We start from the raw sequence: 15,492 nt of genomic DNA, 5'->3' as shown, positions 1-15,492 counted from the left end.
ACCCGTGCGCCTGCTGCTGATGTCCGACACCCACCTGCCGAAGCGGGCCAGGGAACTGCCCGCGCCGCTCCTGGCCGAGATCCCCCGGGCCGACGTCGTCCTGCACGCGGGCGACTGGGTCGACACGGCCACCCTGGACCTGCTGGAGAGCCGCAGTCGCAGACTGGTCGGCGTGTACGGCAACAACGACGGACCCGGCCTGCGCGCCCGGCTGCCCGAGGTGGCGTACGCCGACCTCGGCGGCCTGCGCTTCGGGGTCGTCCACGAGACGGGTGCCGCCCAGGGGCGCGAGAGACGCTGCGCCGCCCGCTACCCCGATCTCGACGTGCTGGTCTTCGGGCACAGCCACATCCCGTGGGACACCACCGCCGACACCGGCCTGCGCCTGCTCAACCCCGGGTCACCGACCGACCGGCGGCGTCAGCCGTACTGCACCTACATGACGGCCGCGGTCGCCGACGGCCGGCTCGCGGACGTCCGGCTGCACCGGCTGCCGCGACGGTAGGCGACCACTCCGGCGAGGGCCGGGAGGGGCGGCCGGAGGGGCGAGGAGAGGAGACGGGCAGCGCCCGAGAGGACGCTGCCCGGTACTGCCCGGGACGCTCCGTGTCGGAGGAAGCGGCCCGGGCGCTTCTGGAATGCGCTGTCACGGACCTCCTTCCGAGGGGAGTAGTGCCGAGGACATGCATGCCTCATCCGTTGCCGGGCGACTACCCCTCCCGGGCGGACTCACACACGCGAACCGGACGAGATGTCCGGTGGGCCGCCCGGCGCCTCAGCCTGCCGACGGTCCCGTCCAGTCCGCCGCCACCTGCCCGAGACGGACGCGCTGGGGGTGGTCGCCCACGGGGACGGACACCGACTTCTCGCCGGTGGCGAAGTCGATGGCGGTGACCTGGTCGGACCCGCTCTCGGAGACCACGCAGTGGGTGCCGTCGCCGCTGACCGTGGCCCAGTACGGCTTGGCGGCGGTGACGAGCGGGCCCTCCTGGAGCGTCGTGCGGTCGACGACCGTCGCGTAGTCGTCCATCGTGCCCGCCACGCACAGCTTGGCGCCGTCCGGGCTCATGGAGATGCCGTGGTGCCGCGAGTCGTTGACCCAGGTGGTGCGGTCCTCGCTGGTGGCCGGGTTCTTCGGGAGGGTCTTCGTACGGGTGATCCGGTCGGTGGCGATGTCGTACTCGAAGAAGCCGTTGAAGAACGACACCTGGAAGTACAGCTTGGACTCGTCGGGAGAGAAGACGGCGGGCCGGACGGCGTCGGAGTGGTCGCCGAGGCCGATCGCGTCGAGGCGCTCGCGCATGTCGATCACCTTGACCTGTTCGTACGTCCTCGCGTCCACGACCGTGATGCGCCGGTCGCCCTTCGTCCAGTCCAGCCAGGGGGCGTCGAGCGCGGTGTTCACCTCGCCGATGGACATGTTCCAGATGTACTCGCCGTCGCGGGTGAAGATGTTCTCGTGCGGCTTGTCGCCGGTGCCGAACGATCCGAGTTCCTCGCCCGTCCGGATGTCCAGGACGTGCACCTTGTTGGAGGTCGAGGCCGACACCGCGACCCGGGTGCCGTCGGGGGAGACGGCCATGTGGTCGGAGCGGTAACCAGAGACGGGGAAGCGCCAGTTGACGTCACCGGTGGCGAGGTCGATGGACACGACGTCGGCGAAGCTCGGCCGGGAGACGACCACCGACCCGCCGTCCGGCGTCGAGTACATGTCGTCGACGAACTGGTCGTGTCCCTCGCCGACGCTGTTGCGGATGGCCTGGAAGTAGATCCACTTGATCGGATCGGCGTTGATCTCGGCCATCCGCTCCTCCCTGTCCGGGATGACGTCGATCCGGCCGATTCTCGCGAAGTCGCCGGTGGACCGGATGACGTCGGCGGTGCCGTCCCAGTTGTTGCCGACGAACATCACCTCGCGCAGTCCGGCGGGCGAGTCTGGGGCGGCCGCGGCGGTGGCCGCGGGGGCGGTGACGGTGAGGGCGAGGGCGGCGGCTACGGCGCAAAGGTGCCTGGTACCGAAGGCAGGCATGCTGCTCTCCTCTGGCAGTGGGCGTGGTGGGGGCGGTGGAGCGCGAATTCTGAACACAGCCGCTTTCAGAGTGAACTTACTGCAAAGTAAGGAAGGGGTGCCCTTTTCCACAAGACCGCGTACACGACAAAATCGGCCGTGGGGTGAGGAGTTGGCGGGGGAGGGGGAGGAGGGGGAACGGGTGGCGGGCAGGCTCAGGGCGCCGACGGGCCGCTACGGCGGCAAGTCCGCCGCGCAGCGGCAGGCGGAGCGGCGCGGTCGCTTTCTCGACGCCGCGCTCCGACTGTTCGGCGACACACCCGGTTACCGCGCCACGACCGTGGCGGCCCTCAGCGAGGCCGCGGGCCTGTCGACCCGGCAGTTCTACGAGGAGTTCCGCACCCTGGAGGACGTGCTCGCCGCCCTCCACCTCCAGGTCAACGCCTGGGCCGAGGAAGCCGTGCTCGCCGCGGCGGCCGACGCGCGGGAGCTGCCGCTTCCCGAACGCGCCGCCGCGATCTTCCGTGCCTACGCCGCCGACGTCACCTCCGATCCACGCCGCGTCCGCATCACCTTCGTCGAGATCATCGGCGTCAGCCCGCGCCTGGAGGAACAGCGGCTGGCCCGCCGCGCCCGCTGGGTCGACCTCATACGTGCCGAGGCCGAATCGGCCGCCGCACGCGGGGAGGCGGCGCCCCGCGACTACCGGCTCGCCGCCACGGCGTTCATCGGCGGCGTCAACGGCCTGCTCCACGACTACAGCGCGGGCTGGGTGGACGCGACCCTGGACGAGGTCGTCGACGAACTGGTCCGCCAGCTCCTGGCCGTCCTCCGCCCGCCGGGATGGAGCCCCGCCGCCCCGGTGAGCTGACTACGCACGTGCCAGGGCGAGCACGCCCGCGCAGCCCAGCACGGCGCACCACCCGAGCAGCAGACCGAGCAGCAGTTGGCGCCGCAGCGCCCGGGTGTGGTGGGCCCAAACTGCTGCGCGAACCACCGCCCGGCCCGACGCCGAGGCCGCCGCCCGGCCTGGCGTGCCGCCCGGCCTGGGGCCTCGCCGCCACCGCCGGCGTCGCCGTGACCGCGCTGGCGACGCTGCCCGGCGGCCCGACCACCACCCCGGCCATCGCCGCACCCCGTCCCCTGGTCGTACGGACCGACTCCGCCCCCGTCCCACTGGACCGGCTCGCCCACCGTGCCGGACAGGCGGCGGCGGACGGCGGGCCCGGACTGCGCAAGGGCACGCACGTGCGGTCCTGGAGCCTCGGCATGTCCGACGACGAGCCGCCGATCACCCTCCCCGAGGAGCGCGTCGTGCGCTGGACGGCCGACGGCCGCCACACCGAGCTGGTCGTGGCCACCGACCCGCGGCACCCGGGCCGCCCGGTCCTCGGCGAGGACGAGGACGGCACCCCGCGCCCGGTCGAGGACGGCCACGTCATCAGCCGGCAGACCAACCCGCCGAGCTGGAGCGACGCCCCGCCCGAGTCCCGCCCGCCGCACGACACCGGACGACTGCGCGCCTACCTGGAGGAGGCCCGGCGCACCGGCGCACCGGCTCACCGGACACGCCCCAGCTCGACGCGACCAAGGGGCTGCTCGACCACTGGACCCTGGGCGCCCGGGAGTCGGCCGCGCTCGCCCGCCTCCTCGCGGACGCCTGCGGACTGCGGCCCGCGGGACAGGTCACGGACCGCCTCGGCCGGCGCGGCCAGGCGTACGTGTACGAGGAGCCCGGCGTGCGCCGCATGCTGATCACGAACTCGGCCACCGGCGCGGTCCTCGGCCTGCAGACGACGTTCACCGAGGACCGGCCCGAGTACGGCGTCAGGGCGGGCGACGTCATGGAGTACAGCGCCTGGACGCGCTGACCTGTCCCCCGCGTAGCGGCCCCGGGGAGACCGGGCCGCGCTACTCGTCCCAGGCCTGGATCGTGGTCTGCTCGACGATCCTGCCGTCCCGCAGCGACAGCATCGACTCGGCGAGGACCCGCACACCGTCCGGATACGTGCACTCCTCGGTGAACGCGACGTGGTCGCCCTGGACGACGCAGTGCTCGAGCCGGTGCGTCATGTCGCGGCTGTACACGTCGTCGAGCATCTCGGCGATCTCCTGCCGGCCGTGCAGGACCTTGGGACGGCTGGGCTGGTCGTACCGGTCGACGATGCGGACCTCCGCGTCTTGCGCGTAGAGCGAGACGAGGGGTGCCGCCGTCTCGCCTTCGATGCCCCGGCGCAGTGCTTCGGTGTCGAAGCCGGGGCGTGCCGTGGTGCCCATGACGACCTCCTTCGAAGGCCGCGGCCCGAGGAAGGGGGACGGGCCGTCGTGGCCCTCTCCTTCAAGCCTCCTCCGCTCGGACGCCCACGGCAATCCCGGCCGGGCCACTGGTCCGCGCGAGTGAGCGGCACTCCACGCCCGTGTCCGCGCCCGGCCCGCGCGCGTTGCTCCGAGCATGATCTCAACACGACGTATCGTCGTCGCCGTCGCTCTCGCCGCCGGCGTCACCGGCCTCGCCGCGCCGATGGCGAGCGCGGCCGAGGGAGGGGCGCTGGGCATGGACAAGCTCAGCGCGACGCGGACGCTGGACTCGCTCGCGGTCGGTGACGTGCCCGCCGAGGACCCGGCCCTGATGCCGAGCCCCTCCCAGCGGTTGAACCGGCCGCACGACCTCAATCAGCTCCAGCAGGTCACCGGCCTGGTCTCGCCGCTGTTCGGCGCCGTCCCCGCCCTGGGCTGACAGCCGGACCGGCCCGCCGTCGAGGGCCGCCCGACCGCGGGCGGCCCTCACGCACGCCCTCACGCACGCCCTCACGCACGCCCTCACGCACGCCCTCACGCACGCCCTCACGCACGCCCTCACGCACGCCCTCACGCACGCCCTCACGCACGCCCTCACGCACGCCCTCACGCACGCCCTCACGCACGCCCTCACGCACGCCCTCACCCACCCCGGCGCGGCTCAGCCGCCGGTGGCCAGGAACTGGGTCGCCGCCAGCTCCGCGTACAGCGGATCGGCGGTCACCAGCTCCCGGTGCGTACCCACCGCGCGGACCCGCCCCGCGTCCATCACCACGATCCGGTCGGCCATCGTCACCGTGGACAGCCGGTGGGCGACGACCAGCACCGTCGTCGTCCGGGCCACGTCGGCCACGGTGTCGCGCAGCGCCGCCTCGTTGACCGCGTCGAGCTGCGAGGTCGCCTCGTCGAGCAGGAGCAGCCGGGGGCGGCGCAGCAGCGCGCGGGCGATGGCGACCCGCTGGCGCTCACCGCCCGACAGCTTGGTGCCGCGGTGCCCGACCAGGGTGTCGAGGCCCATGGGCAGCCTGGCCACCAGACCGTCCAGCCGGGTCGTCTTGAGCACCCCGGCGAGCGTGTCGTCGTCCGCCTCCCCGTTGCCCAGCAACAGGTTGTCCCGCAGCGACCCGGACAGCACCGGGGCGTCCTGCTCCACGTAGCCGATGGCGGCCCGCAGCGAGGACAGTTCCCAGTCCGCCAGGCTCCGGCCGTCCAGCGTGATCTCTCCCGACTCGGGGTCGTAGAACCGCTCGACGAGCGAGAAGACGGTGGTCTTGCCCGCACCGGACGGGCCGACGAACGCCGTCATCCCCCTGGCCGGCACGTCGAAGGTCACCCCGTGATGGACGTACGGCAGATCGTCCGCGTAGCGGAAGCGGACGTCGTGGAAGGCGAGGGCGGCGGGCCGGTCCCCGGGGGAGGGCAGCGGGGCGGCGGACCGCACCGGCGGCTCGGCGGGCAGCCGCAGCGCCTCCTGGATGCGAACCAGCGCCGCCGCACCCGTCTGGTACTGCGCCACGGCGCCGATCACCTCCTGCAACGGGGATATCAGGAAGAACACGTACAGCAGGAACGCGACCAGCGTGCCCACGTCCACGGCCCCGGTCGCGACCCGGGCCCCGCCCACCGCCAGCACCGTGATGAAGGCGATCTGGATCGCCAGCCCCGCCGTGTTGCCCGCCGCCGCGGACCACTTGGCGGCCCGCACGCTCTGCCGCCACGACTCCTCGGCGGCGTCGTGCAGCGCCCGCTCCTCCCGGTGCTCGGCACCCGACGCCTTCACCGTGCGCAGGGCCCCCAGCACCCGCTCCAGCGCGGCCCCCATCACACCGACGGCCTTCTGGGCCTCCTTGCTCGCCCGGTTGATGCGCGGCGCGATCAGTCCGATCACCGTGCCCGCGCCGGCGATCACCGCCAGTGTGACCCCGAGCAGCACCGGATCGACCAGCCCCATCATCACGATCGTCGCCACCAGCGTGAGCCCGCCGGTGCCGAGGCCGACCAGCGACTCGGAGGTGACGGCGCGCAGCAGCGTCGTGTCGGAGGTGATCCGGGCCATCAGGTCACCGGGCTCGGTGCGGTCCACGGCGGCGACCCGCAGACGCAGCAGGTACGACGACAGGGAGCGCCGCGCGTCGAGCACCACGGACTCGGCTGTGCGCCGCAGCACGTAGACACCGAGGGCGCCCACCATCGCGTTGGCCACGACCAGGCCCGACATGGCGAGCAACGCACCGGTGATGGCGCGGTCGTGCGACAGGTCGTCGATGAGGCCGCGGGCCACCAGCGGCAGCAGCAGGCCCGTCAGCCCGGTGAGCAGCGAGAGCAGCGCACCCCCGAACAGTGCCCGGCGGTGCGGCCGTACGTAACCCAGCAGCAGCCGCCAGGCGGGTGGACCGGTCTCCGTCTCTGCGATGCTCACGGTGCTCCTTCGTGGACGGACGGACGGGCGGGCGGAGGACTCAGGTTATGTCGCCCTGTCATCGGCCCGTACCGATCAGTTGCGCGTAGGCTCGGACGGATTCATCGAGTGGCCGAAGAAGGGTTTCAGACCATGGCGCAGGAAGTACGCGGCGTGATCGCACCGGGCAAGGACGAACCGGTGCGGATCGAGACGATCGTCGTGCCCGATCCCGGACCGGGAGAGGCCGTGGTCACCATCCAGGCCTGCGGGGTGTGCCACACCGACCTGCACTACAAGCAGGGCGGTATCAGCGACGACTTCCCCTTCCTGCTCGGCCACGAGGCGGCGGGGGTGGTCGAGTCGGTCGGTGCCGGCGTCACCGACGTCGCCCCCGGTGACTTCGTGATCCTCAACTGGCGCGCGGTGTGCGGCAAGTGCCGGGCCTGTCTGCGCGGCCGCCCCTGGTACTGCTTCGACACCCACAACGCCGAGCAGAAGATGACCCTCGCCTCCACCGGCCAGGAGCTCTCCCCGGCCCTGGGCATCGGCGCCTTCGCCGAGAAGACGCTGGTCGCCGCCGGACAGTGCACCAAGGTCGACCCGGACGTCTCCGCACAGGTGGCCGGCCTCCTGGGCTGCGGCGTGATGGCCGGCATCGGCGCCGCCATCAACACCGGCAACGTCGGCCGCGGCGACACCGTCGCCGTCATCGGCTGCGGCGGCGTCGGCGACGCGGCGATCGCCGGCTCCCACCTGGCCGGGGCCGCGAAGGTCATCGCCGTGGACATCGACGACCGCAAACTGGAGACCGCCCGCTCCATGGGCGCCACCCACACCGTCAACTCCCGCGAGAACGACCCCGTCGAGGCGATCCGCGAACTGACCGGCGGCTTCGGCGCCGACGTCGTCATCGAGGCGGTCGGCCGCCCGGAGACCTACCGGCAGGCGTTCTACGCCCGGGACCTGGCCGGCACCGTCGTCCTCGTCGGCGTACCGACACCCGAGATGAAGCTGGAGCTGCCACTGCTCGACGTCTTCGGACGCGGCGGCTCGCTGAAGTCCTCCTGGTACGGCGACTGCCTCCCCTCCCGGGACTTCCCGATGCTCATCGACCTCCACCTCCAGGGACGCCTGGACCTGGACAAGTTCGTCACCGAGACCATCCGGCTCGACGAGGTCGAGAAGGCCTTCGAGCGGATGCACGCCGGTGACGTGCTGCGTTCGGTGGTGGTGCTGTGATGACCGCCCGCATCGAACGCCTCGTCACCTCCGGACAGTTCAGCCTCGACGGCGGCACCTGGGACGTCGACAACAACGTCTGGCTCGTCGGCGACGACCACGAGGTGATCGTCATCGACGCCGCCCACGACGCCGACGCGATCGCCGAGGCCGTCGGGGACCGCCGGCTAACCGCCATCGTGTGCACCCACGCCCACAACGACCACGTCAACGCCGCGCCGGCCCTCGCGGAGCGCACCGGCGCCGTCATCTGGCTGCACCGCGACGACCTGCCGCTGTGGCAGCAGACCCACCCCGACCGCGACCCCGACGCCTGGCTGACCGACGGCCAGGTCATCGAGGCCGCCGGCGCCGACCTGACGGTCCTGCACACGCCCGGACACGCGCCCGGCGCGGTCTGCCTGTACGACCCGGGCCTCGGTGCCGTCTTCACCGGCGACACCCTCTTCCAGGGCGGACCCGGCGCCACCGGACGCTCCTACTCCCACTTCCCGACCATCATCGACTCGATCCGCGACCGGCTGCTGGTCCTCCCACCCGAGACGAAGGTGCACACCGGCCACGGCGACGCGACCACCGTCGGCGCCGAGGCCCCGCACCTCGAGGAGTGGATCAGGCGCGGGCACTGACCCGCCGCGGGAACACGCGTAAAAGGTGACAGCAGATGTCCGGCTTCCCGGGCACTCTCGATCACGACATCGCTCGTACGTGAGAGGAACGGGAGCCGGACATGGCTGGATCACTGGCAGCGTCACCGAAGAAGCCGCTGGCAGGCCGGGTCGCATTGGTCGCCGGGGCGACCCGGGGCGCCGGACGCGGCATCGCCGTCGAACTGGGCGCGGCCGGCGCCACCGTCTACGTCACCGGCCGCAGCACCCGCGCCCGGCGCTCCGAGTACGACCGCCCCGAGACCATCGAGGACACCGCCGACCTGGTCACCGAGGCCGGTGGCCGGGGCATCGCCGTACCGACCGATCACCTCGACCCGGCGCAGGTCGCCGTGCTCGTCGACCGCGTCGCGCGGGAACAGGACCGCCTCGACGTCCTGGTCAACGACATCTGGGGCGGTGAGAACCTCTTCGAGTGGGACAGCCCCGTCTGGGAGCACGACCTGGACAAGGGGCTCAAACTCCTGCGGCTCGCGGTCGAGACCCACGCCGTCACCAGCCACCACGCCCTGCCGCTGCTGCTGCGCCGCCCCGGCGGACTGGTCGTCGAGGTCACCGACGGCACCGACGACTACAACCGCGACCACTACCGCAACTCCTTCTTCTACGACCTCGCCAAGACGTCCGTCCTGCGCATGGCCTTCGCCCTCGGGCACGAACTCGGCCCGCGCGGCGCGACGGCCGTCGCGCTCACCCCCGGCTGGATGCGCTCGGAGATCATGCTCGACCAGTTCGGCGTACGCGAGGAGAACTGGCGCGACGCCCTGGACCGCGTCCCGCACTTCGCCGTCTCCGAGACGCCCCGCTACGTGGGCCGCGCCGTCACCGCCCTCGCCGCCGACCGGGACGTGGCACGCTTCAACGGCCGGTCCCTGTCCAGCGGCGGCCTCGCCCAGGAGTACGGCTTCACCGACCTCGACGGCAGCCGCCCGGACGCCTGGCGCTACCTCGTCGAGGTCCAGGACGCGGGCAAGCCGGCCGACGTCACCGGTTACCGCTGACGGGCGGCAGCGGCCAGCGGGCCGCGTGCCCCGGTGGCAGGGCCAGGTCCTCCCGTACGGCCCTGTAGTAGCCCTCGCGTCCGGCGCGCTGTCGCTCCAGCAGGGCCTGCCAGGCCTCCGGGTCACGCGTCTCCTCGCGCAGGAAGCGCTCCATCTCCATCACCGCCACCACCCAGGCCCGGGCCTTCTCCACCACCTCACCGCTGCCGAGCAGCAGCAGCGCCTCCCCGGCGGGGTCCCGGGCCTGGGTGGCCTCGGCCTGGGCGGGCGCGGCCTCCTCGGGGCTCAGCGGGTGCGGGTGCGGGTCGTTGCCGAGGTGGGCGGCGATTCGGTACGTCAGGGTGACGGAGGTCTTGAGGGTCCGCGCGTAGTCGGCGTAGACCGCGAGCCTGCGCTCCTCCCAGCGGGCCGCGGTCTCACTGCGCAACCGGGCCCGGTCGCTGCGGACCACGGCGAGATACGAACCGAGGGCGCCGATGACGACACCTATGAGCGCGGGGAGTTGCTGCAAGAACGCGGACATGGAGGCACGTTATCCACCCGGCTGATCGTCGCGGCAGTACGGTCGGACCATGACGGAACCAGGGCGATTCACCGACCACGGAGTACTGATCACGGGCGCCGCCCGGGGCATCGGCGCGGCCACCGCCCGCCGGTTCGCCGCCGAGGGGGCACGGGTGCTGCTGACCGACGTGGACCTCCTTGCCGCGCGGCGCACGGCCGCGGAGCTGATCCAGCAGGGCCTCACCGCCGAGGCGTTCGCCTGCGACGTGGCCGACCGGGCGTCCGTCGAGGCGGCCGTCACCCACGCCGTGGACACCTTCGGCGCCCTCGACGTGCTGGTCAACAACGCCTACGCCTGCGCGCCCGACGCCCCGCTCTTCGAGGACGAACCGGACGAGGTCTGGGCCCGCGACCTCGACGTCACCCTCACCGGCGCCTACCGCTGCTGCCGCGCCGCGCTGCCCCACCTCGCGGCGTCGGGGCGCGGCGCGATCGTGAGCGTCGGCTCGGTCAACGGCGTCCAGGACTTCGGCAACCACGCGTACAGCGCCGCCAAGGCGGGACTCGCCTCCCTGACCCGCACCCTCGCCGGGCACGCCGCGCCGCGCGGCGTCCGCGTCAACCTCGTGACGCCGGGCACCGTGCGCACCACGGCCTGGGAGGACCGGGAGGACGACCTCGCGGCGGTCCGGCGGCTGTACCCGCTGGGGCGGGTCGGCGAACCCGAGGACATCGCGGCGGCCGTCGCCTTCCTCGCCTCGCGCGACGCCACCTGGATCACCGGCACCACACTGGTCGTCGACGGCGGCCTCACCGCGGTCAACACGGGGTTCCGGCAGGCGTTGCGGGAGTGGGAAGACGCGGACTGAGGGCCGGCCGGCGAGCCGACGGCGCTCGACGGCGTTTGTCACGGTTCGGTCGCGACGTGGGCGCGGCAGGCAACCGATGCCCCCGGACGGCGGTCTGGCAGTCGGGAGCACACCACGGGCGGCCTTCCGCCCGGCCGACCGATTCCGCCGCTTCGACGCGAAAGGCTGACCGGCCATGGGGGACATACGCAGACGGGGAGCCGTCGCACTGGGAGTCACCGCACTGGTGGCACCGCTCACGCTCGCGCTCGGCGCCGCGCCGGCCCAGGCGGCGAGCTGCACGACACAGGCGGGCCCGTACCAGAAGAAGGTGGAGAAGTTCCTCGGCCGTCCGGCCGACGGCAAGCAGTCCACCGCCGACTGCAAGGCGATCCGCGCCTTCCAGACCAAGCACGGCATCAAGCCGAACGTCGGCTACGCGGGCCCCGTCACCTGGGGTGTGATGGACCTGATGCAGAAGCAGAAGGCCGTCGGGAAGAATCCGAACAAGTCCGGTAAATGCCCTGTCAACAGGGGCCGTATCGCCTGTGTGAACCTCACCCTGCAACTGAGCTGGATCCAGGACGGAAAGAAGCTGGTGTACGGCCCGGTGCCGGTCCGTACCGGCCGTGACGGACACGAGACCCGCACCGGCCTGAAGAAGGTCTACTGGCGCAACATCGACCACCACTCGACCCTCTACGACGTGCCGATGCCCTACAGCCAGTTCTTCGACGGCGGCCAGGCCTTCCACTCGGCCGGCGTGAGCATGTGGAACCCGCCGGGCTCGCACGGCTGCGTCAACATGACGAAGACCGTCGCCAAGAAGTACTGGTCGCTGCTGAAGAAGGGCGACGACGTCTACGTGTACGGCCGCAAGCCGGGCACCTGACGGTGATCGGGCACCCGGCTCGCGCGGCCGCGTCACATCTGGGGCGCGGCCCCGAAGTCCGGGATCTCCAGCCTGGCCCCGCCCTGCCGCGCGGACTCGTGCGCGATGATGCCCGGCAGGGTGTAGCGGGCCGCGACCCACGCGTTCACGGACGGCAGGGTCCCGGAGTTCACCGCGGTCACGAAGTCGTCCACCAGGAAGTGGTGACTGCCCTCGTGCCCGTTGTGCATCTCGTCGAACGCCCGCGGCAGCCGCGCCCGGTCGTGCACGGGCGCCGAACCCGAGGTGAAGGCGGCCCGCAGCTCCGGCGCGACGTGCTGGAGGGACGGGTCGTCGGGGGAGGTGGCGGGCTTGGGCTCCAGCAGCTCGCTGATGTCCTCCACCCCGTTCTTGTCCTGCCACAGGGCCACCGTGGCGAGCTGCTCCATGCTCGCCTCGGTGCCGAAGAAGCGGAAGCGTGACTCACGGATGTGCGAGGGATAGCCGACCCGCCGGAACTCGTTCGTACGGAACGACCCGCCGCCGGCCACCTCGAACAGCGCCGTGGCGTTGGAGACGTCGTTGTCGAACCGGCTGACGGACCGGTCGAAGACCCCGTCCCCGCGCTCGTCCACCACCCCGAGCGCCGAGACGCTGACCGCGTGCGTCCGCCAGGCGCCCAGCACCCCGCCCACCGAGTGCGTCGGGTACAGCAGCGGCGGATAGCTGGCGGTGGCCTTCCACCCCTCGCCGCCGCTGTACCGGTACGCCTCGTAGAAGCCCAGGTCCATGTCGTGGACGTAGTCGCCCTCGGCGTAGAAGAGCCGCCCGAAGGCGCCCTCGGCGACCCGGTTGCGGGCGTGCACGGTGGCCGGGTTGTACTGGCTGGTCTCGCCCATCATGTACGTCAGTCCGGTCGCCCTGACCGCGTCGATGATCTCCGCGATCTCCCGCGTGGTGATCGCCATGGGGACCGCCGAGTACACGTGCTTGCCCGCGTCCAGTCCCTGGAGCACCAGCGGGCCGTGGGTCCAGCGCTGTGTGAAGATCGCGACGGCGTCGACCGTCCGGGACTCCAGCATCGCCTCGTAGGTGGGGAAGGTGCCGGCGAGGCCTTCGGCGGCGGCGAGCCGCTCGGCGCGCTCAGGCAGCAGGTCGGTGACGTACACGTCGCTCACACCTGGGTGGGCCAGGAACAGCCTGGCGAACTGGCCGGAGAACTGGCCGGCACCGACGATGCCGAGGGAGAACGTCATGGATGGCGTGCCCTTCACTGGTCGCGTCACTGCTCGAGGGTGAGGTCGATCTGGTCGTTGGTCTCGTCGAGGCTGCTCACCGGTTCGCCACCGCCGTAGACGTCCCGCATGGCCGGCCACATGAGCGCCGGCACGCCGGCCGCGTGGTCGGTGACGGGGTACGTGAAGGTCCGGAACTCCGTCGTGCCGCCGACCGGCCGGATGACGGCCGAGACGTCGATGCCCGTCTTCTCGCAGGCCGCGACGGCCGCCTCGGTGCCGCCGGGCGTGGCCGGGAAGACGATGCCGGCAGGCGTCAGCCGCTGGTGCGGCACGGCGACGGTCAGCGCCGACACCGTCTGCACGCCGATGTTGACGACCACGTGGACGACCGTGGTCCGCAGCGAGTCCCAGAAGATGGGGTCGTGGACCATCCGCACGTGGTTGTCCAGACCAAAGACCGCGAAGCCCAGAAGTGCCGGTGCCACGAACACCGCGGCGAGACGTCCGTCACCCCGGTTCCCGGCACGGCTGCTGGCGGGGGTGGTCATCGGGAGACTCCCTCGCATGCGGCGGCTTGCTCGTCCTACTTACTTTTGGCGTGGAATAAACCACCCGTCAAGGGGTAGCGCACACCTCTTTCTGTTGGAGGCCGAGAGGCTTAGAGTGGCCTTATTCTTTCTGGCTTGGAAGAAAGTGGGGCTCGACCGTCATGCCGACCAGTGTCGAAGGCTGGCCCCCGCTGAGCCCCGGCGAACGCTCCGTGGCGATCGAGGTGCTCGTGAACGGACCGCTGTCCCGTACCGAGATCGCCCGGCGGCTCGCTCTCTCCCCGGGCAGCCTCACCCGGCTGACGAAGCCCCTCGTCGAGTCCCGGCTGCTGGTCGAGGTCCCGGAGGCGGGCGCACCGGCCGGAGTGCGCCAGGGCCGTCCGTCACAGCCGCTCGACGTGGTCGCCGACTCCCGCTACTTCCTCGGCTTCAAGATCACCGGCGACATGGTGTACGGCGTGGTCACCACCCTCAGGAGTGAGATCGTCGCCCGCCACGACCGGCCGCTCACCACGCACGACCCCGCCGAGGTGGCCGACCTGCTGGCCCGCATGACCGGGGAACTCTCCCGCGTCCGCCCCCGGGTCGCCGGCATCGGCATCGGCGTCGGCGGACTCGTGGAGGACCGGGCCGTCGTCGGCGAGTCCCCCTTCCTGGGGTGGCGGGGCGTTCCGCTGGCCGCGCTCGTCCAGGAGCGCACCGGTCTGCCGGTCGTCGTCGAGAACGACACCGCCGCCTTCGTGGAGGCCGAGACCTGGTTCGGGGCGGGACGCGGCCTGGACCGCTTCGTCGTCCTCACCATCGGGGCCGGCGTCGGCTACGGTCTCGTACTCGGCGGCGAACGGGTGCCGTACTCGGGCGACGAGGACCGCGGCTTCGGCCGCCACTGGATCCTCGACCCCTACGGCCCGCTCACCCCCGACGGCCGACGCGGCAGTGCCGTCTCACTGCTCACCATCCCCAACATCCGCTATCAGATCCGGGCCGCCACGGGCCGCGACCTGAGCTACGAGGAGATCCTCGCGGCCGCCGCCGAAGGGGAGCCCATGCCCGCCCGGGTCGTCGAGGAGGCCGGCCGGGCCCTGGGCACCCTGGTGGCGCAGATCGCCAACTTCGTGATGCCGCAGAAGATCCTGCTCGCCGGGGAGGGGGTCGGTCTGATGGACGTGGTTGGCGATGTGCTGGAGGACACCATTCGCGGCAACCGGCATCCGCGGGCGACGCCGGTCGCCCTGGAGACCAGGGTGTCCGACTTCCACGACTGGGCGCGCGGTGCCGCCGTGCTGGCGATCCAGGTGCTGGTGCTGGGGGCGGCGCAGATGTGAAGTGCCGGGCCGTGTGCGGCAGAACACAGTCGTTGTGGACGAACTCGCCGGTAGGCCTTGACAGATGGGAAGATCGACGTGACCAGTAACACGGTCCGATATGTCCGTTTGGCTCGTCATTACTCACATCGCCTTCACGCCGGGCGCCGTATGCTTCACAGCATGTCCACCACTGTTGAACCCTCCTCCGAGCGATCGGCTGCCGAGGTCAACGAGGAGATCCGGGCCCTTTGGCTCCGGTCGGGCGGGACACTGAGCGTCGAGCAGCGTGCGGAGTACCAGCGGCTGGTCATGGAGTGGGCCAACGCGGCTCCCGAGTCCGTGAAGGCCGCCTGACCGGCGCCTGAGGCTCCTCGGCGCATCGGAGCTCCGGCCCTCGGCACCCCCCACGGGATGGGTGCCCTTCTCGCACTGGCCTCGGCCGTCCGCTACGGCGTCGTCGTCCCCCGGCTCCCGGCTTCCCTCGGAGCCGGGAGGTGCCCCCACCGCCGGCGGCCTGCTGTCCCGGCGCGTCCACTTCGCCGTCACCTTTCCCGGCCAGGC

General features: G+C 72.0%; 19 protein-coding genes. 12 read left to right on the top strand and 7 right to left on the bottom strand.

Features of this window, described 5'->3' with window-relative positions:
* Window positions 1-4 precede the first annotated feature (4 nt).
* Window positions 5-505, top strand: a complete 501-nt coding sequence (locus B1H29_RS03165; RefSeq protein WP_055421225.1) for a metallophosphoesterase family protein — start codon at window positions 5-7, stop codon at window positions 503-505.
* A 270-nt stretch (window positions 506-775) separates the two neighbouring features.
* Here the strand turns inward: B1H29_RS03165 and B1H29_RS03160 are convergent, their stop codons facing one another.
* Window positions 776-2,029: a YncE family protein gene (locus B1H29_RS03160; protein WP_055421226.1), complete on the bottom strand. Its 1,254-nt coding sequence runs from the start codon at window positions 2,027-2,029 to the stop codon at window positions 776-778.
* Between the two features lie 181 nt (window positions 2,030-2,210).
* Here B1H29_RS03160 and B1H29_RS03155 point away from each other — a divergent pair, with 181 nt between their 5' ends.
* The gene (locus B1H29_RS03155; protein WP_055421227.1) at window positions 2,211-2,879 is read left to right on the top strand and encodes a TetR/AcrR family transcriptional regulator; all 669 of its coding nucleotides are present in this window, start codon (window positions 2,211-2,213) and stop codon (window positions 2,877-2,879) included.
* Here B1H29_RS03155 and B1H29_RS39795 read toward each other — a convergent pair whose 3' ends face one another.
* Window positions 2,880-3,005 (bottom strand): hypothetical protein, encoded by a 126-nt coding sequence (locus B1H29_RS39795; RefSeq protein WP_267891995.1) that lies wholly within the window; start codon window positions 3,003-3,005, stop codon window positions 2,880-2,882. It lies immediately after the preceding gene.
* 80 nt (window positions 3,006-3,085) lie between these two features.
* On the opposite strand from B1H29_RS39795, the gene B1H29_RS03150 reads away from it, so the two are divergent.
* Both B1H29_RS03150 and B1H29_RS39790 read left to right on the top strand, forming a co-directional pair.
* Complete coding sequence (locus B1H29_RS03150; protein WP_234393167.1) at window positions 3,086-3,763, top strand: hypothetical protein; 678 nt, start codon at window positions 3,086-3,088, stop codon at window positions 3,761-3,763.
* Window positions 3,748-3,879, top strand: coding sequence for a hypothetical protein (locus tag B1H29_RS39790; RefSeq protein ID WP_267891996.1), 132 nt, complete (start codon window positions 3,748-3,750; stop codon window positions 3,877-3,879). Before B1H29_RS03150 ends, B1H29_RS39790 begins: the two co-directional genes overlap by 16 nt.
* A gap of 40 nt (window positions 3,880-3,919) precedes the next feature.
* Here the strand turns inward: B1H29_RS39790 and B1H29_RS03145 are convergent, their stop codons facing one another.
* Window positions 3,920-4,285: a nuclear transport factor 2 family protein gene (locus B1H29_RS03145; protein ID WP_055421228.1), complete on the bottom strand. Its 366-nt coding sequence runs from the start codon at window positions 4,283-4,285 to the stop codon at window positions 3,920-3,922.
* A gap of 175 nt (window positions 4,286-4,460) precedes the next feature.
* On the opposite strand from B1H29_RS03145, the gene B1H29_RS03140 reads away from it, so the two are divergent.
* Entirely contained in the window at window positions 4,461-4,745 is a 285-nt protein-coding gene (locus tag B1H29_RS03140; protein WP_055421229.1) for a hypothetical protein, read from the top strand.
* A gap of 222 nt (window positions 4,746-4,967) precedes the next feature.
* On the opposite strand, the gene B1H29_RS03135 is transcribed toward B1H29_RS03140, so the two are convergent.
* Complete coding sequence (locus B1H29_RS03135; protein WP_055421230.1) at window positions 4,968-6,725, bottom strand: ABC transporter ATP-binding protein; 1,758 nt, start codon at window positions 6,723-6,725, stop codon at window positions 4,968-4,970.
* Window positions 6,726-6,857: 132 nt separating this feature from the next.
* Between B1H29_RS03135 and B1H29_RS03130 the strand changes: the two genes are divergently transcribed.
* The 3 genes from B1H29_RS03130 (at window position 6,858) to B1H29_RS03120 (ending at window position 9,615) form a co-directional block, all read left to right on the top strand.
* Window positions 6,858-7,946: an S-(hydroxymethyl)mycothiol dehydrogenase gene (locus tag B1H29_RS03130; protein ID WP_055421231.1), complete on the top strand. Its 1,089-nt coding sequence runs from the start codon at window positions 6,858-6,860 to the stop codon at window positions 7,944-7,946.
* Window positions 7,946-8,575 (top strand): MBL fold metallo-hydrolase, encoded by a 630-nt coding sequence (locus B1H29_RS03125; protein ID WP_055421232.1) that lies wholly within the window; start codon window positions 7,946-7,948, stop codon window positions 8,573-8,575. The genes B1H29_RS03130 and B1H29_RS03125 overlap by 1 nt, the downstream gene beginning before the upstream one ends.
* 101 nt (window positions 8,576-8,676) lie before the next feature.
* Complete coding sequence (locus B1H29_RS03120; protein WP_055421233.1) at window positions 8,677-9,615, top strand: SDR family oxidoreductase; 939 nt, start codon at window positions 8,677-8,679, stop codon at window positions 9,613-9,615.
* On the opposite strand, the gene B1H29_RS03115 is transcribed toward B1H29_RS03120, so the two are convergent.
* Entirely contained in the window at window positions 9,599-10,138 is a 540-nt protein-coding gene (locus B1H29_RS03115; protein ID WP_055421234.1) for a hypothetical protein, read from the bottom strand. The genes B1H29_RS03120 and B1H29_RS03115 overlap by 17 nt on opposite strands.
* 49 nt (window positions 10,139-10,187) lie before the next feature.
* Between B1H29_RS03115 and B1H29_RS03110 the strand changes: the two genes are divergently transcribed.
* Both B1H29_RS03110 and B1H29_RS03105 read left to right on the top strand, forming a co-directional pair.
* Window positions 10,188-10,988, top strand: a complete 801-nt coding sequence (locus B1H29_RS03110; RefSeq protein WP_055421235.1) for an SDR family NAD(P)-dependent oxidoreductase — start codon at window positions 10,188-10,190, stop codon at window positions 10,986-10,988.
* Window positions 10,989-11,163: 175 nt separating this feature from the next.
* Window positions 11,164-11,859, top strand: coding sequence for a L,D-transpeptidase family protein (locus B1H29_RS03105; protein WP_055421236.1), 696 nt, complete (start codon window positions 11,164-11,166; stop codon window positions 11,857-11,859).
* A 32-nt stretch (window positions 11,860-11,891) separates the two neighbouring features.
* On the opposite strand, the gene B1H29_RS03100 is transcribed toward B1H29_RS03105, so the two are convergent.
* Both B1H29_RS03100 and B1H29_RS40130 read right to left on the bottom strand, forming a co-directional pair.
* Window positions 11,892-13,094: a Gfo/Idh/MocA family protein gene (locus B1H29_RS03100; protein WP_055421237.1), complete on the bottom strand. Its 1,203-nt coding sequence runs from the start codon at window positions 13,092-13,094 to the stop codon at window positions 11,892-11,894.
* 26 nt (window positions 13,095-13,120) lie between these two features.
* Window positions 13,121-13,624 (bottom strand): sugar ABC transporter permease, encoded by a 504-nt coding sequence (locus B1H29_RS40130; protein ID WP_055421238.1) that lies wholly within the window; start codon window positions 13,622-13,624, stop codon window positions 13,121-13,123.
* A gap of 161 nt (window positions 13,625-13,785) precedes the next feature.
* Between B1H29_RS40130 and B1H29_RS03090 the strand changes: the two genes are divergently transcribed.
* Together B1H29_RS03090 and B1H29_RS03085 are read left to right on the top strand one after the other, a co-directional pair.
* Window positions 13,786-14,949 (top strand): ROK family transcriptional regulator, encoded by a 1,164-nt coding sequence (locus B1H29_RS03090; protein ID WP_055421239.1) that lies wholly within the window; start codon window positions 13,786-13,788, stop codon window positions 14,947-14,949.
* A 150-nt stretch (window positions 14,950-15,099) separates the two neighbouring features.
* Window positions 15,100-15,285 (top strand): hypothetical protein, encoded by a 186-nt coding sequence (locus tag B1H29_RS03085; protein ID WP_003978128.1) that lies wholly within the window; start codon window positions 15,100-15,102, stop codon window positions 15,283-15,285.
* Window positions 15,286-15,492: the final 207 nt, after the last annotated feature.

The organism is Streptomyces pactum (assembly GCF_002005225.1).
Taxonomy (GTDB): Bacteria; Actinomycetota; Actinomycetes; order Streptomycetales; family Streptomycetaceae; genus Streptomyces; species Streptomyces pactum_A.
The sequence above is the reverse complement of the archived record's forward strand: the minus strand, read 5'-3'. Positions and strand labels throughout refer to the sequence as shown.

Bases quoted from the DNA above. Each gene is read 5' to 3' on its own strand.
- B1H29_RS03160 (WP_055421226.1), bottom strand. From the start codon at position 2,029: ATGCCTGCCTTCGGTACCAGGCACCTTTGCGCCGTAGCCGCCGCCCTC.
- B1H29_RS03145 (WP_055421228.1), bottom strand. From the start codon at position 4,285: ATGGGCACCACGGCACGCCCCGGCTTCGACACCGAAGCACTGCGCCGG.
- B1H29_RS03140 (WP_055421229.1), top strand. From the start codon at position 4,461: ATGATCTCAACACGACGTATCGTCGTCGCCGTCGCTCTCGCCGCCGGC.
- B1H29_RS03130 (WP_055421231.1), top strand. From the start codon at position 6,858: ATGGCGCAGGAAGTACGCGGCGTGATCGCACCGGGCAAGGACGAACCG.
- B1H29_RS03125 (WP_055421232.1), top strand. From the start codon at position 7,946: ATGACCGCCCGCATCGAACGCCTCGTCACCTCCGGACAGTTCAGCCTC.
- B1H29_RS03120 (WP_055421233.1), top strand. From the start codon at position 8,677: ATGGCTGGATCACTGGCAGCGTCACCGAAGAAGCCGCTGGCAGGCCGG.
- B1H29_RS03115 (WP_055421234.1), bottom strand. From the start codon at position 10,138: ATGTCCGCGTTCTTGCAGCAACTCCCCGCGCTCATAGGTGTCGTCATC.
- B1H29_RS03110 (WP_055421235.1), top strand. From the start codon at position 10,188: ATGACGGAACCAGGGCGATTCACCGACCACGGAGTACTGATCACGGGC.
- B1H29_RS03105 (WP_055421236.1), top strand. From the start codon at position 11,164: ATGGGGGACATACGCAGACGGGGAGCCGTCGCACTGGGAGTCACCGCA.
- B1H29_RS03100 (WP_055421237.1), bottom strand. From the start codon at position 13,094: ATGACGTTCTCCCTCGGCATCGTCGGTGCCGGCCAGTTCTCCGGCCAG.
- B1H29_RS40130 (WP_055421238.1), bottom strand. From the start codon at position 13,624: ATGACCACCCCCGCCAGCAGCCGTGCCGGGAACCGGGGTGACGGACGT.
- B1H29_RS03090 (WP_055421239.1), top strand. From the start codon at position 13,786: ATGCCGACCAGTGTCGAAGGCTGGCCCCCGCTGAGCCCCGGCGAACGC.
- B1H29_RS03085 (WP_003978128.1), top strand. From the start codon at position 15,100: ATGCTTCACAGCATGTCCACCACTGTTGAACCCTCCTCCGAGCGATCG.